Source organism: Mucilaginibacter sp. P5_A4, assembly GCF_056400605.1.
The window spans coordinates 1-15,435 of the sequence record NZ_JBFUKX010000053.1; the positions used below are offsets into that span (position 1 = coordinate 1).

General features: G+C 43.4%; 16 protein-coding genes. 5 read left to right on the forward strand and 11 right to left on the reverse strand.

Annotated elements, in window-relative coordinates; translation table 11 throughout:
* On the reverse strand, positions 1 to 796 hold a 796-nt coding region (locus tag AC1DQW_RS23410), incomplete at its 3' end, for a hypothetical protein (RefSeq protein ID WP_477456265.1).
* 328 nt (positions 797 to 1,124) lie between these two features.
* Here AC1DQW_RS23410 and AC1DQW_RS23415 point away from each other — a divergent pair.
* A complete protein-coding gene (locus tag AC1DQW_RS23415; protein WP_477456266.1) occupies positions 1,125 to 2,597 on the forward strand; it encodes a sensor histidine kinase in 1,473 nt (490 codons plus the stop codon).
* A 62-nt stretch (positions 2,598 to 2,659) separates the two neighbouring features.
* Here the strand turns inward: AC1DQW_RS23415 and AC1DQW_RS23420 are convergent, their stop codons facing one another.
* Positions 2,660 to 2,803, reverse strand: coding sequence for a L,D-transpeptidase scaffold domain-containing protein (locus tag AC1DQW_RS23420; protein ID WP_477456305.1), 144 nt, complete (start codon positions 2,801 to 2,803; stop codon positions 2,660 to 2,662).
* 29 nt (positions 2,804 to 2,832) lie between these two features.
* Complete coding sequence (locus AC1DQW_RS23425) at positions 2,833 to 3,003, reverse strand: hypothetical protein (protein ID WP_477456267.1); 171 nt, start codon at positions 3,001 to 3,003, stop codon at positions 2,833 to 2,835.
* Between the two features lie 301 nt (positions 3,004 to 3,304).
* Between AC1DQW_RS23425 and AC1DQW_RS23430 the strand changes: the two genes are divergently transcribed.
* The 4 genes from AC1DQW_RS23430 (at position 3,305) to hemN (ending at position 8,026) form a co-directional block, all read left to right on the forward strand.
* Positions 3,305 to 4,492: a PAS domain-containing sensor histidine kinase gene (locus tag AC1DQW_RS23430; protein ID WP_477456268.1), complete on the forward strand. Its 1,188-nt coding sequence runs from the start codon at positions 3,305 to 3,307 to the stop codon at positions 4,490 to 4,492.
* Complete coding sequence (locus AC1DQW_RS23435; protein WP_477456269.1) at positions 4,489 to 5,541, forward strand: response regulator; 1,053 nt, start codon at positions 4,489 to 4,491, stop codon at positions 5,539 to 5,541. The genes AC1DQW_RS23430 and AC1DQW_RS23435 overlap by 4 nt, the downstream gene beginning before the upstream one ends.
* An 81-nt stretch (positions 5,542 to 5,622) precedes the next feature.
* A complete protein-coding gene (locus AC1DQW_RS23440; RefSeq protein ID WP_477456270.1) occupies positions 5,623 to 6,672 on the forward strand; it encodes a 2-hydroxyacid dehydrogenase in 1,050 nt (349 codons plus the stop codon).
* Positions 6,656 to 8,026 (forward strand): oxygen-independent coproporphyrinogen III oxidase, encoded by a 1,371-nt coding sequence (hemN, locus tag AC1DQW_RS23445; RefSeq protein WP_477456271.1) that lies wholly within the window; start codon positions 6,656 to 6,658, stop codon positions 8,024 to 8,026. Before AC1DQW_RS23440 ends, hemN begins: the two co-directional genes overlap by 17 nt.
* Before the next feature lie 17 nt (positions 8,027 to 8,043).
* Here the strand turns inward: hemN and hemH are convergent, their stop codons facing one another.
* From hemH to ccoN, 8 genes are all read right to left on the reverse strand, one after another.
* Positions 8,044 to 9,078, reverse strand: a complete 1,035-nt coding sequence (gene hemH / locus AC1DQW_RS23450; protein ID WP_477456272.1) for a ferrochelatase — start codon at positions 9,076 to 9,078, stop codon at positions 8,044 to 8,046.
* A gap of 148 nt (positions 9,079 to 9,226) precedes the next feature.
* Positions 9,227 to 9,571 (reverse strand): hypothetical protein, encoded by a 345-nt coding sequence (locus tag AC1DQW_RS23455; RefSeq protein ID WP_477456273.1) that lies wholly within the window; start codon positions 9,569 to 9,571, stop codon positions 9,227 to 9,229.
* Positions 9,572 to 9,715: 144 nt separating this feature from the next.
* A complete protein-coding gene (locus tag AC1DQW_RS23460; protein ID WP_477456274.1) occupies positions 9,716 to 10,405 on the reverse strand; it encodes a sulfite exporter TauE/SafE family protein in 690 nt (229 codons plus the stop codon).
* Positions 10,402 to 10,824: a FixH family protein gene (locus tag AC1DQW_RS23465; protein ID WP_477456275.1), complete on the reverse strand. Its 423-nt coding sequence runs from the start codon at positions 10,822 to 10,824 to the stop codon at positions 10,402 to 10,404. Before AC1DQW_RS23465 ends, AC1DQW_RS23460 begins: the two co-directional genes overlap by 4 nt.
* A 4-nt stretch (positions 10,825 to 10,828) precedes the next feature.
* A complete protein-coding gene (gene ccoG / locus AC1DQW_RS23470; protein ID WP_477456276.1) occupies positions 10,829 to 12,202 on the reverse strand; it encodes a cytochrome c oxidase accessory protein CcoG in 1,374 nt (457 codons plus the stop codon).
* A gap of 3 nt (positions 12,203 to 12,205) precedes the next feature.
* Complete coding sequence (locus AC1DQW_RS23475) at positions 12,206 to 13,108, reverse strand: cbb3-type cytochrome c oxidase N-terminal domain-containing protein (protein ID WP_477456277.1); 903 nt, start codon at positions 13,106 to 13,108, stop codon at positions 12,206 to 12,208.
* The gene (locus AC1DQW_RS23480) at positions 13,105 to 13,296 is read right to left on the reverse strand and encodes a hypothetical protein (protein WP_477402476.1); all 192 of its coding nucleotides are present in this window, start codon (positions 13,294 to 13,296) and stop codon (positions 13,105 to 13,107) included. The genes AC1DQW_RS23475 and AC1DQW_RS23480 overlap by 4 nt, the downstream gene beginning before the upstream one ends.
* An 8-nt stretch (positions 13,297 to 13,304) precedes the next feature.
* The gene (gene ccoN, locus AC1DQW_RS23485; protein ID WP_477456278.1) at positions 13,305 to 15,431 is read right to left on the reverse strand and encodes a cytochrome-c oxidase, cbb3-type subunit I; all 2,127 of its coding nucleotides are present in this window, start codon (positions 15,429 to 15,431) and stop codon (positions 13,305 to 13,307) included.
* Positions 15,432 to 15,435 lie beyond the last annotated feature (4 nt).

The window sequence follows — 15,435 nt, forward strand, 5'->3', positions numbered from 1 at the left end:
GTTCTTTTCTTTCCACTTTCCTTTCCAGAAAATTCATATGGGCTGATGCTATAGATTGAGATAAAACCCATTGATGAAGATTAGGAATTTGAAGCCTAAAATTAATCGTTATTTCTTTTTGCTTTAATTCGTCTATCCTTAAAGAATTTGGGGAAGACCGCATTGCAAGCATTGCAAGTTTATCCTCTTCCCCTGCTTTTTCTAAAGATAAAACATCTTTTAAAATCATAGCTGTGGCGATAAGGTCAATCTTCGGGTAGTAAAAAGTTCCTTTATCACCAATCCCAGCTACGAGTACCATACCGCAATTGACTACGGGTTTTACGGTATAGGGAGCACATAATGCAAAAAGTGATTTTAACCCTATTTGAGATGAAATTGCAATACCTGCACGTATCAGTAATGGGGTTCCTATACCATATCCTGAAAGTTCCTGCGAATTCCACAAACCACAAATTTCTCCGGTACCATGTTGTGCAAAATTATTAACCAGGCCAAATACCCGTGCGTCCATTCCACCAGTTGCCTGTTCAATGGGTAATGGCTGCGATCCTCCTGCAACGTGAACCCTCGCGCCTCCGTAAACCTTTTTTCCATCCATTGATTCAACGATTATTACAAAAGCGCCGGGGTTTGCCGACCATTCATTTTTAGAGGATGTAACCTTTGTAACGCCAATGCTGGTTAAAACATTAGTGTGGCCTTCAATAAATAGCTCGCAAGTTTCGGGCTCATCAATTGCCCTGAAAGCTCTGAGTCTTACTTCGGGTTTTTCTTTATTTACATTATCATCCATTAATGAAATTTTTTCTGAAAAAATGATATTTAATCCGACAGGATTATTACTTAATTAGCGTAGGGGGATTAAGTAAATTAAACGGCGATTTTCGTTTAAGGTTCGGGTTTTTAATTAGTAATTGAAGAAATAGAAATCAAGGCAGAACCTAAGAGGGTTATCGGGGTAACTTTTTAACCTATTAAGGCTTTATCATGCCGATAGTACATTTTTATTGTGTACTATTGTAGTGATCCGGTTTTTTCAAGCTTAGCAATTCACAATCAGTTTGTTATAATTTATATCGGACAGTTACGATATACCCCCCAATTGGTTGTAAAGCCATATTATGGAAAAAGATAAAATGAATCTATCCGATCAATTAAGTATTGCAAACAAAGAGCTCATCATCCAAAATCAGGAAAAAGAAAAGCTTGCTGCCGAATTAAGCATTGCAAACACCCAACTACTTTTTCAAAATAAAGAAAAAGGGAAGCGCGCAGCAGAGTTAATTATTGCAAACATTGAGCTTGATTTTCAAAACGAAGAAAAACTAAAGCTTGCAGCAGCGTTAATTGAAGTAAATAAAGAGCTTGATTCTCAAAATGAAGAGAAGGAAAGGCGCGCGGCAGAATTAATTATCGCTTATGCCCAGCTCAGTTTACAAAACGAAGAAAAAGAAAAACGGGCTGCGGAGCTGATATTAGCGAATACAGAGCTAATATTTCAAAACCAGGAAAAAGAAAAGCGTGCCGCCGAATTGATAATAGCAAACACAGAGCTAATATTCCAAAATTTAGAAAAGGAAAAACGTGCAGCTGAGTTAATAATTGCCAATGCCGAACTGGTATTTCAAAATAAGGAAAAAGAAAAACGGGCAACAGAATTAATTATAGCTAACAAGGAGCTCGTATTTCAGAATAAAGAAAAAGGGAAGAGGGCCGCTGAATTGATATTAGCCAACATTGAACTCGATTTTCAGGATGAAGAGAAAGAAAAACGTGCCGCTGAATTGATTATAGCACTTCAAGAACTTGGCTTCCAGGATGAAGAAAAAGAAAAACGTGCCGCAGAATTAATTATAGCCAACAGAGAATTATTGGTTCAAAAGCAGGAAAAAGAGCGACGCGCCGCTGCCGAAGCAAAGAAAGATGAGTTTTTTAATATGGTAAGTCATGAATTTAAAACACCGTTAACTAATATTAAAGCCATTAATCAGCTCCTGGAAAAAACGACAAACAAAACCGATAAAACTTATGCGTTTATTTTAAATGCCAACAATAGCATTAAACGCCTGGAAAGATTAATAGAAGATTTATTAGATGTTACCAGGATAAACTCCGGGCAAATAGATTTGAATATATCTGCATTTAGTTTTTCAGATGCGCTTGCTAATAGTATATCCAGCGTACAACAAATCTCTAATAAACATAAGATCCTGCTTGAAAACTCAATTGATATACACTACACAGGCGATCAATTTAAGATAGAACAGGTTTTGATTAATCTTCTTAATAATGCGATAAAATATTCTCCAGATGCAAATAAAGTAATTGTAAAGGCGAAAGTGGCTTCGGGGCACATTGTAATAAATGTGGAGGATTTTGGAATAGGCATTGCAAAAGAGGACATAGGCCAATTATTTCAGCGCTTTTACCGGGTAAGTAAAACATCAATGCTTTACCAGGGTGTTGGCCTTGGACTTTATATCGCATCAGAGATCATCAAAAAACATAATGGAAATTTTACAATAGAAAGTGAATTAGGAAAAGGAAGCATCTTTGGCTTTAGCTTGCCCTTAAATCCTGTAATGTGTAATTGATACTAATCTGTTTATGCAAAAAAACAACATTCAGTACATAAGTTTTTGCCGGGGTTTTTACTTTATTCCTGCGGGTGATAGTCTGCATGTGAAAGCCCAAACTGCAATACACGGTCAATTGTCAGCATGGCCTGCCAGGTTGGTCCTGTCGTACTTTGTGGCTTAATCCAGGCCGGTTTAAAACCATTTTGCTGATAAAAGCGCAGAACCGATTTTGGATAATATAACTGCGCATCTAAATTTTGCCCCGAACCTGCTTTTTAATCTCCTGACTTAATCCTGTATCGATTGTAAGTGCATCTGTTTTTTGAGTAAATGTTGCTTTGGCATCACAATTTTGCAAATTGGCTACGATTAATATCACTATCCCAAGAGATAATAAATATTGGCTGATTCGGGTTTCCATAACATTGAATTATGAACATAAAGATCGACGGGAACCGATTGCTAAATAATGACAATCCTCACCTTAATTTTTGACCATTAACATCAATCAGGTAATAAGCGTAACTAAAATTCCTGCCATAACCTAATTTTCAGGGATCATCAACACCTGAGTGGTCACGTTTGTAATTATAGATGGGTTTGTATAAAACGAAACGCAAAAAAATGACCATCGTCACTTTTTTGCGTGAAAAGAATTATATTTTATATGGTTCTGATTACCAATATTTGTGATCACAATCAATATTTGATAAAATCTGTATATGGAAAACACCGCTCTTTTAAAAGCGATCATCGAAAACGCCATTGATGGTATCATCACGATCGATGGAAAAGGCATCGTAGAAACCATCAATCCCGCGGCCTGCAGACTATTCCTTTGCAGCCCGGAGGAGGTGATTGGTAAAAATGTTTCTACACTGATGCCACCGCCTTACAAGGAGCAACATGATGAGTATATTAATAGGTACCAGCGAACCAACGAACCGCATATCATTGGCATTGGTCGGGTAGTGACCGGTTTACGCAAAGACGGCACTACATTTCCATTCAAACTGGGGGTGAGCGACGTTCCTTTTTCAGGAAGGAAGATCTATGCGGGTTTTATTCATGACCTGAGCCGGGAAATGGAAGCAGAAGAGCAATTGAAGGAATATGCAGCCCATTTAGAAGAGTTGGTTGAAGACAGGACCCAATCCCTGAAGAAAACTGTACAGGCCTTACAACGGGCCAAAGAAGAAGTAAGCCTCTCCCTGGAAAAGGAAAAGGAGCTTGGCCAGCTAAAAAGCAGGTTTGTATCCATGGCTTCTCATGAGTTCCGTACGCCGTTAAGTGCTATACAATTATCATCCTCTTTAATAGAAAAATATGCGCAGCCTTTCGATAATCCCAACATCAGCAAACATGTCGGTAAGATCAAAACCGCGATTGGTAACCTTACCGCTATCCTGAACGATTTTCTATCGCTGGAAAAACTGGAAGCAGGGAAGGTAACCCCTTCATTCATCGCTTTCGACCTGGTAAAGCTTTCGGAAGAGATTACGGAGGAAATGCAAATGGTGGCCAAACAAAATCAAAACATTATTTACCAGCATACCGGGATTAGCAGCCTGATCGTCCTCGACCAAAATCTGGTCAGAAACTGCGTAATCAACCTCATTGGTAATGCCATAAAATATTCTGGAGAAAACACTTTCATAGAATTTAACACGGAGATCAATGAACAATTTTGCCTGATCACCGTTAAAGACAACGGAATAGGTATTCCGGAAACCGACCAAAAACATCTTTTTGAAGCATTTTTCCGCGCCCATAACACCGGTAATATCCCCGGAACCGGGTTAGGTTTAAATATTGTAGCGCGCTACGCTGGCCTGATGAATGGGCAGATAGAGTTTAAAAGCGACATTAACCAGGGAACCACATTCACCATTAAATTTCCAATATCATGAATAAAAAAGTATTGATCATTGAAGACAACAATGACATCCGTGAAAACGTGGTTGAAATACTGGAACTGGCCGGTTACGATGTAGCTGATGCCAATAATGGCAAAACCGGGGTAGAACTCGCCATTAAAAATCCGCCCGATATTATTTTATGCGATATCATGATGCCAGAGCTGGATGGGTATGGAGTTTTATATATGCTAAATAAAAATCCTGAAACCAGTGCTGTCCCTTTTATATTCCTGACGGCCAAAGCCGAACGGTTAGACCTGCGAAAAGGGATGGAAATGGGCGCAGATGATTACCTGACCAAACCATTTGATGATATGGACCTGCTCAACGCCATTGAAAGCCGGCTGAAAAAGAAGGAACTCCAGAAAAATTTTTATAGCAAATCATTGGACAGTTTGAACCATCTGATCTCCAGAAACGACGGGCTTAACGAATTAAAAAAGATCATCAGCGAACGGAGAAGCCGTCAGTTCAAGAAAAATCAGGTCATATACTATGATGGCGATAAGGGTGCCGGCCTTTACCTGGTAATCAACGGAAAAATAAAAACTATTAAACTTGCCGAAGATGGCCGCGAACTAATGACCGGCATTTATGCTAATGATGAATACCTGGGCGTCAATGCACTGTTATCCAACGAGCCTTATACGGATACGGCAACTGCCCTTGAAGACAGCACGTTATGTCTTATCCCTAAGGACCAGGTAGAACGGTTACTTAATCTGTATCCCGAGGTAGCCCGCGAATTTATTAAGCTGCTGGCCAATGATATCAGGTATAAGGAAGACCAGTTGATGCAGCTTGCCTACCATTCTGTACGAAAAAGAATGGCTGAGGCTCTGATCCGGCTGTTCCGTCAGCAGGGTAATAACACAGCTGGTTTTAAAATAACCAGGGAGGACCTCGCCGCTATGGCAGGAATGGCAACTGAAACCGTAAGCCGGACACTATCAGACTTTAAAGATGAAGGACTGATTGAAAAGAAAGGCAGCCTGATCAACATACTGGAACCCGAAAAACTGGTAAAAATGAAAAACTGACACATGTCATTATTTCACCTGATATTACTCATTCTATAGGGGTTACCATAATAATAGCTTTGTTTAATAAAAGCAATTAGGATGAAAGCGGTAGCGTACAGTATCAAGCACTTTGAAAAAGAATATTTGGCAAAGGCCAACCAGAAAAAGCATGACATCACGCTTATTTCAAACCCTTTAGGTCCGGAAACAGCTGTATATGCAGAAGGAAAGGACGCAGTCATTGTATTCACAAATGATGATGTGTCGTCTGGCGTCATTGAAATACTTGCCGGCTATGGCGTCAAATTTATTGTAACCCGCTCGTCGGGTACAGACCACATTGACAAGGACGCTGCAGCAAAACATGGGATCAAAATCGCCAATGTTCCTTCCTATTCTCCGCAAGCCATAGCAGAACATGCATTGGCCCTCGCCTTTGCACTCAACCGCCACATTGTTATAGCGGCCCGGCACAGTCACGAATTTGATTTTCGCAATGATAACCTTATCGGCTTTAACTTTTTGGGTAAAACCGTTGGAATCGTGGGGCTGGGCAATACCGGCCAGGCTGCAGCTACTATCTTTCACGGCATCGGTTGTCAGGTGATCGGCTACGATCCCCAATTCCCCAACGGCCTGCGCTACGTCAAACAGTCCTCATTAGACAATCTTTTAAGTACATCCGATATCATTAGCCTTCACATTCCGATGACACCGGAAAACAGGCATCTTATCTGTAAGGAAACGCTCGAAAAAATGAAGACCGGGGTCATGCTCATCAATACATCCCGGGGAGCGCTCATCCATACGCAGGATATACTGCACGCGCTGGAAAGTAAAAAAGTAGGATACCTGGGACTTGATGTTTATGAATTTGAAAAGGGTCTTTTCTTTGAGGACCACCAAAAGGATTTGATCAAAGACCCGCTGCTGCTTAACCTGATGAACCATCCCAATGTGCTTATCACGCCACATCAGGCGTATCTGACCAAAGAGGCTTTACAGGAAATTGCCGACCAGACCATTAAAAGCCTTGACTTATGGCAACTCAAAAAATGTGTCGGCAAAGCCTGTGCCTGTGCGCAGGATTGCAAAAAAAACATTGCACAGGAAAATTTATCTATACTCAACCATGAAAAGTCTGCATAAATATTTGTCCGATAAATACAACGTGGCCGCCCCTCGGTATACCAGCTACCCCAGCATGCCCTATTGGGATAATTCCAATTTTAGCCTGTCTTCCTGGAAGCAGGCAGTCAGGTTCTCTTTTGTAGAGAGTAACGAAACTTCGGGTATTAGTTTGTATGTCCACCTGCCTTTTTGTGAAAATTTGTGTACCTATTGCGGCTGCAATACCCGGATTACCAAAAATCACCAGGTAGAGGAACCTTATATAGCAGCCGTATTGAAGGAATGGATGCTATATCGAGAGGTATTCGATGGCGTTCCGGTGATCCGCGAAATACATTTAGGCGGGGGCACCCCTACTTTTTTTAGCGCCGAAAACCTGCATAAACTGATTGACGGTTTGCTGGAAGGCCTGCACATCCATACTGATGCTGAATTCAGTTTTGAAGCTCACCCTGCCAATACCACCATTGACCACCTGCAAACCCTTTTTGATCTGGGGTTTCGCCGGCTGAGTTTGGGCATACAGGATTTTGACCCCAAAGTGCAGTTCATCATCAACCGGCACCAAACCTTTGAACAGGTACAGACAGTAACCCTGCTGGCCCGTAAGATTGGTTATACCTCGGTCAATTATGACCTGATCTATGGCCTGCCATTACAAACAAAGGAAGGGCTGATCAGTACGATGAATACCGTTGCAGGCCTTAAGCCAGACAGGATAGCCTTTTACAGTTACGCGCATGTGCCCTGGATAAAACCGGGACAGCGCCATTTTACGGAGACGGATCTTCCGGATCCGGAACTGAAAGCCGAGCTGCATGAAACCGGTCGCAGGCTGCTGAGCAGCTATGGTTATCAGGAAATTGGGATGGACCATTATGCGTTACCCGGCGATGAATTGCTGAAAGCAGAACAGAAGGGAAGTTTATACCGTAATTTTATGGGTTATACCCATCAGCATACCCGGTTACTGGTTGGGCTTGGCGTATCTGCTATCAGCGATTCCTGGAATGCATTCGCTCAGAACGTAAAAACAGTGGAAGAATATCTTGCGCTGATCAAAAATGGGGATTTACCCGTTTTTAAGGGGCATATATTAACACAGGAAGACCTGATCATCCGCCGGCACATCTTAAACATCATGTGTAAAGGACATACAAACTGGAATCATCATCGGGAAACCACAGAAGCTATATTTGATGGACTGGACAGGCTAAAGTCATTGGAAGCTGACGGTCTGATAGAAACGGATTCGCTGGGTTTGAGGGTTACACCGCTTGGTAAAAACTTCCTGCGAAATATATGCATGTGCCTTGATGCCAGGCTATGGGCGGATAAGCCAACTACGCCATTATTCAGCATGGCAGTTTAATGTACCTGTATTATGGTTTAAGCCATAATACAGGTTGAAGTTTCTGTTACCATATTTTTTAGTGCCTGGATAAATATGGGGCTGTCATTCAGGCTTTCCACCAGCTGAAGGTGTTCTCCTCCAGCCATTAAAAAGGCTGCCCGGTATTCTACTCCTATTTCATAAAGCGTTTCCAGGCAATCGGCTACAAAAGCGGGGCAGATCACTAAAATCCTTTTTTTACCTACCGCTGCCAAGCGGGTAAGCCTATCAGCAGTGTATGGCTTGAGCCATTCCGAATTTCCGAGCCTTGATTGGAAGCTGATGGAATAATCCATCCTGTTCAGCATCAGCTCACCGGCAATCAGCCGGGCAGTTTGATGGCACTGGGCTGCATAGCAATTTTGGTTGATAGCAGAGATTTGATCGCAGCAATTTCTTTTTTGCATGCAGTGGAGACCAGATGGATCACATTGCCTCACCTGCCGCTCCGGCAATCCATGAAAACTGAACAATACATGATCATAATTTGCAGCCAAATATTTTCGCGCGTTGACTGCAAAAGCACGGATGACTAAAGGGTTATCATAAAACGCGTTGGCAAATGACAACGATGGTATAACGGACCAGGTGCTGATGATATTCATTACCTTTTCAAACACTGAACCGCTGGTAGCGGAGGCGTACTGCGGAAAAAGGGGTATAACCCGGATACTGCCTACATCAGCGTTCCGCAATTTGGCCAGTCCGCTTTCGATGGATGGGTGCTGGTAGCGCATGGCCAGCTCTACCACATAATCAGTACCAAGACTTTGTGCCAATAATTGCTGCTGCAGGGTGCTGTAATGCAACAAGGGCGAGCCGGTTTTGTTATTCCAGATCTTCCGGTATAAACCTGCTGAACGGGGTCCGCGGAATGGTACTATGATCGCACGAACGAGCATAAAACGTAAAAAAGGGTGTATATCGATCACCCTTTTATCCATCAGGAATTCAGTAAGGTATTTGCGAACGTCGCCCGTGGCCGGGCTAACCGGTGTTCCTAAGTTAACCAGCAAAATTCCTTTTCTCATGTAGCATATATTTAATTTAAACCTGGTTTTATGAGGGTTTTGCTATTTCCAGACGGCGAAAGCAACGGCCTCCTCCATATCTTTACGGTTTATGATGCAAAGGAACAATCGCCCTGCAATCATAATAAGTTGAAATAAGGGTGAAATGTTACAGTATAAAGATGATGAGCATAAGAATATGGATAAGGATACTCATTGCAAAAAGCCTAAGCATGGTTTTTATTCCCGCACCTCCCATACCAGCTATGATATTTGCAAAAAACAAGGATAGTGTTAAAACCACTACCAGGACCGGAGCATTGAAATAATATATCAGAACAGCCGGTACAGGCAAAAAGAAAACGCCCTGAAACACCAGTGAGATCAGGAACCATAAAGTTTTGTTGTCGGATTGGCTTTCCATGAAGGTTGTCCATTTCATTTGAAGGCCTTTGCTATAGGATTTTGTGGCGGCCTGAGCGGCCCATTGGGTGGTTGTATTTACAGTTGCCATAATAATGATGATTAATACTGCAAATATCCCTTACCCCTGTGATCCGTGCCATGATCTCAGCCCTTGAATAATATGACCCTGATCACAAAAGGCGCATTAGTTACCAAACAACCGGCAATAATAACTTCATGATAATTGCAAAAACTAACGGCAAATACTTACGCCAGAGGCTGGTTTCGCTGGGCTGAGGTAAGGAATATTCAGTTCCATGCCGCGAAGCAGGAACCAAAGGCCAAGGCAAACCATCAGGTATGGCATTCCCTTATTGATCCGGCGGCGCAAGGGGAGGCCGACTAAACCGGTACTAACAGTAGCCAATAACATTAACGGGAAAGTGCCTGCCCCAAACCAAAACATATATTGCGCTGATGCTGAAGGAGAGGAGGTATTCACCGCGCCGATAAGCGCCAGGTAAACAAAGCCACAGGGTAAAAATCCATTCAGCATACCTAATGCAAAATGTCCTGCTTTATGTCGAAGCGCATAGCTTATCACCCTGTTCACAGGCGCCAGCGATTTGGCAGCGAATTTGGATCTGCTGAATTTTACTTTGAAGATCCTGAAAAAACCTGCAGTTATGATCAACAAGCCGCTGATGATACTGACACTTTGCTGCAAACCGGCCAGCCAAAGTTGGTGCCCCACCACACCGATCAGCAAGCCCAGCAGGGTGTATGTTATTACCCGGCCCACATTGTAAATAAATTTATCGGCAACTACCATCCACCAGCGTTCATGAAAGGAGGGCACTGCAAAAGCCAGGGGGCCGCACATCCCGATACAATGGACACTGCCGAACAAGCCTATAAAAAAGGCAATCTGGTTTGTGGTCATTCGATATCTACCTCCTTTTCGTATAGGTAAGCTTTCCTGTTACTCTCCCATTCCAGTACTACATGCCACCGGCCCTTAATCAATGATGCGGTGGATAAACCAGCAATTTTGCCCAGTTCGGTATTTAACGGAAAGGAGGCATCCAGCGCTTTGCTTGAAGGCCTGATAAATTTTACACTCCCTTTTGCAGGTTCGGTAAAAGATATGCTCACCTGTTTGCCGTTGATATGGATAACCGGCTGGGCATGGTCTGTAACAACCTGTTTCTCCTTTGCATAGGCTTTATTAAAATCCAGCCCTTTTTCATAATAATGATGGTCATACTCGTCTGCCGGCAAAGCAAACATGCGGACACACATACTAATAATAAAAAGCATGAACAAGGCCATGCCGGTAATAATTCCTTTTCCCCAATTCATTTTTTTAATCATTTAATGGCCCCACAAAGGTGGTGCTGACCGTTTGAATTATTTTTTTGTTTAGTACAAGATTAATTTTGACATCAGTTTTTGCCGCGTGAATGTCACTGGCCGGGATCAATAAAAAAAAGACGGTTTTGACAGACCCGCCTGCGCTGATAGCCCCTGGTGCCTGTATGTACTTTATTTTTACTGCGGGATCCTCGGATACGATACTAATGTTCCTTGCTGTATTGGATTTATTGATGATTTCTGCGTTATAAATGTTACTGATGTAACCGCCCTCTTGTTCCTGGTAAAGCATGCCGGCACTGCGCAAAACAGTAATATCAATATCGCCGCGGCTAAAAATAAAATAACAAAGAACCGTCATCAGCACTATGATGACGCCGCTGTAACCCATCATCCTGCCGGTAAACGAAGGTTTTTGCTGTTTACGGATCATATTTTCCGAGTAAAACCCGATCAGATTGAGAGGTTTGTGAATCTTATCCATCACCTCATTGCACACATCAATACACGCGGTGCAGTTCACACACTCCATTTGCGTCCCCTCCCGGATATCTATACCGGTGGGGCAAACCGATACACACAGCCCGCAGTCCACGCAGTCTCCTTTAAGATGAATCGGGTTCGTATTTTTAGATAGTTTAGACCTCGGCTCACCTCTTACTTCATCATAAGCTACAACAAGGGTATCCTGGTCAAGTAAAACACCCTGTAGCCTACCGTAAGGACATATCACTGTACAAACCAGTTCCCGGACCTGGCTGTAGACCAGGTAAAAAATAAGGGTAAATAGCCAGATACTTAAAAAGCCTGACCAGTGGAGCACAACCGGCTCGGTAATGATTTTAAAAAGTGTATCACTTCCTACCAGGTAAGCCAAAAAAGTGTTGCCAATTAAAAAGGAAAAGAGAACAAATAGGATATGCTTGGAGCTTTTTTTTATGATTTTCTCCTTTGTCCAGGGAGCGGCGTTTAACTTTTTCTGTTTACCGGCGTTGCCTTCGATCCAGTTTTCGATCTTTCGGAAAAACATTTCCATAAAGATAGTCTGCGGACAGATCCAACCACAGAAAATACGCCCGAAAGCGATGGTGAACAACACCACACAAACTACAAAAACAAGGGTAGCCAGTACAAACAGGAAAATATCCTGTGGCCAGAATACCTGCCCCAGGATAACAAAATGCCTGTCCATAAAGTTTAGCAGCAGCAAGGGCTGCCCGTTAATCCTGAGAAAAGGTGCGGTAAAAAAAAGCAGGAGATACCCGTAACTTATCCAGGAACGCCATTTATACAATTTTCCTTTACGAATCAGCGGGTAAATCCACTTGCGTTTTTCTGTTTCCTTCACTACCGGTGTTCCGTCCATCGTTTATTTATTTGCAACCAGTTTTTGGTCCGTATCCGCTTCCTTTGCCCCTTGCGGTTCCTTTGCGCCGGCGGGATTTGAGCCATGCAGGGATTTGATATAATTGGCCACATCTGCAATCTGTTTTGGCGATAATTGCTTCTCCCAGGTAGGCATGCCTTTGGCCAATACGCCATACTTTATGGTTTTAAACACATCATTGATTTTATTGCCATGCAGCCAATAATCATCTGTAAGGTTTGGGCCAACATTCCCCTGGGCATGATCACCGTGGCAAGGTTTGCAGTTTTGCATATATACTGTTTGTCCGGAGGCCATGGAGGCCGGGTCATGAACCAGTTTAACCGTGTTCTCATCTACCCGGTTAGCGGCTTTACTTAAAAATGCCTGTTTCTCCCTGTCTGCCTGTACCATTTCTGTTTTATATTCTGCATATTGCAACTGTCCCGTTTTAAATACGTGATAGTTCAGCAGGTAACCTGCGGCAAATATGATGGAGGCATAAAAAAGGTACATGAACCAGGCTGGAATGGGGTTGTCGAGTTCCTGGATGCCATCATAATCGTGGGCTATCAACAGTTCATGTTCTTCTTCCACCGGCCGTAGAGAAAGTATTTTTTGCCAAACCTCGGCTTTGGGTTTCTTTTCCTTTTTTATTTTTTCAGGGACCATTTCCGCGGCAATCTCTGCTTCGGTTAAACCTTGCTGCCTGAGCACCATTTTGGTTAATACTTTAAAAGTTTTTAACAGCACCAACATCGCGATGACGAAAAGCAACAGCACGGCAACGATGATACCATAGGCTATTTCATTCATAACATCTCCCGGAATAAGGCTGTCGCTTGCCATAACAGGCTTAAAGAGCATGACCATGGCTGATATTAATAGGAGGCGTAGGTACTTCATGATTCAAAAGGTTGTTGTATATCGGTTAAACTGTCCTGCAGCGGCAGGTCACGCATATGATCTACATGCTGTTTGCGGGTGCGTACCAGCATGATGGTTACTACAATGAAAAACACAAAGAATATCCCGAGGGAGAATAACAGGTAAGCCTGGTTTGCGTTGATGTTTTCTGTGAATTGCTTAAACATGATGTTGGTTATTTATTGGCTGTTTTACTGGCTTTTATATCTGTCCCAAGGCGTTGCAGGTAGGCAATAATGGCGATGATCTCCTTATTGTCTTTCACTTTAATATGATCGGTATAAAGGTTATCTCTTATTTCTTTTTCTTGTTTTTCGAGGTCGCGGTTGGCCATGTTTTCATATCCTATCGGGTAAGGTACCCCGAGGGTCCGCATAGCCTGAATTTTAGCCCTGGTTGAAGTGGTATCCAGGTTCTGTGTGATTAACCAGTCATAATTGGGCATGATACTGCCCGGTGACATTAGCCGCGGGTCCATCAGGTGATTATAATGCCAGGCGTTTCCATATTTCTGACCTTCCCTTGCCAGGTCTGGTCCGGTCCGTTTAGAACCCCAAAGGAACGGGTGATCGTATACAAATTCCCCTGCCTTGCTGTATTCCCCGTAACGTTCAGTTTCAGACCGGAATGGTCTTACTGTCTGGGAGTGACAATTGGAACAGCCTTCACGGATATACAGATCACGCCCCTGTAGCTCCAGCGGGGTATAAGGTTTCACAGCAGCAATAGTAGGAATGTTGGAGGAAATGGTCAGTGTCGGCATCAGCTCAATGAAAGTGCCCACCAAAATCACCAGCAATGCGCCAATCAGCATCTGGATCGGTTTACGTTCCAGCCTGCGGTGCCAGCTGTTTTCCCGGGCCATGGTGTGTACGGGTTCCAACGGCATGGCCTGGGCTGCTTCGTTGGCAACCAGCTTGCCCTGTAAGGCAGTTCGGGTAAGGTTATAGGCCATTACAATAACTCCCAGCAAATACATCGCCCCCCCGGCCGAACGCATCATGTGCATCGGCAGGATCTGCAGAGTAGTTTCCAAAAAGTTCGGGTATTTTAACATACCTTCAGATGTAAATTCTTTCAGCATCAGGCTTTGGGTAAAACCAGCCCAATACATAGGAATGGCATAGAAGAGAATACCCAGAGTGCCGATCCAGAAATGGAACGAAGCCATTTTTTTGGAAAAAAGCTCGGTTTTATAAATACGCGGAATCAGCCAGTACAGAATAGCGAAAGTAAGGAACCCATTCCAGCCCAGTGCGCCAACATGTACGTGGGCAACTATCCAGTCACTAAAGTGAGCGATGCCGTTCACTTGTTTCAGAGATAGCAACGGGCCTTCAAAAGTGGCCATACCATATGCGGTAAGGCCAACAACCATGAATTTCAGGATAACATCATCCCTAACCTTATCCCATGCGCCCCGCAGGGTTAACAGGCCGTTGATCATCCCGCCCCAACTGGGTGCAATAAGCATGATGGAGAAAGCAACACCCAGCGACTGTGCCCAGCCTGGCAGGGTAGTATATAATAAGTGATGCGGACCTGCCCAGATATAGATAAAAATGAGCGCCCAGAAATGCAGTATACTTAATTTATAAGAGTAAATGGGGCGATTAGCCATTTTGGGCAAAAAGTAGTACATCATACCCAGGTAGGGAGTTGTCAGGAAAAACGCAACCGCGTTATGACCATACCACCATTGCACCAGCGCGTCTTGCACACCGGCATAAACCATATAACTTTTGAAGGGAGATACCGGCAGCTCAAATGAGTTGACGATATGCAGCACCGCGATAGTAACAAAGGTGGCAATGTAAAACCAAATAGCTACATACAAGTGCCGTTCCCGGCGTTTAAAAATAGTGCCGAACATGTTCCAGCCAAACACCACCCAGATGATGGTTATGGCAATATCTATTGGCCATTCCAGTTCTGCGTATTCATGTGAGGTAGTAAAGCCAAGCGGCAGGGTAATTACCGCCGACAAAATGATTAGCTGCCAGCCCCAGAAATGGATCTGGCTCAGCACGTCGCTAAACATCCTTGCCTTGAGCAGGCGCTGCAGGGAATAGTACACACCCATAAAAATGGCGTTCCCAACAAAGGCGAAAATAACCGCGTTGGTGTGCAACGGGCGGATACGGCCAAAGGTGGTATACTGGTTGTGCATATTGGCACCCGGATGGAATAGCTGGATAGCCGCAATCAGGCCAACCGTCATGCCGATGATCCCCCAAACTACGGTAGCTATACCAAAGTTCCGGACGATCTTGTTGTCATAATAAAATTTTTCAGGCTGCATAAAA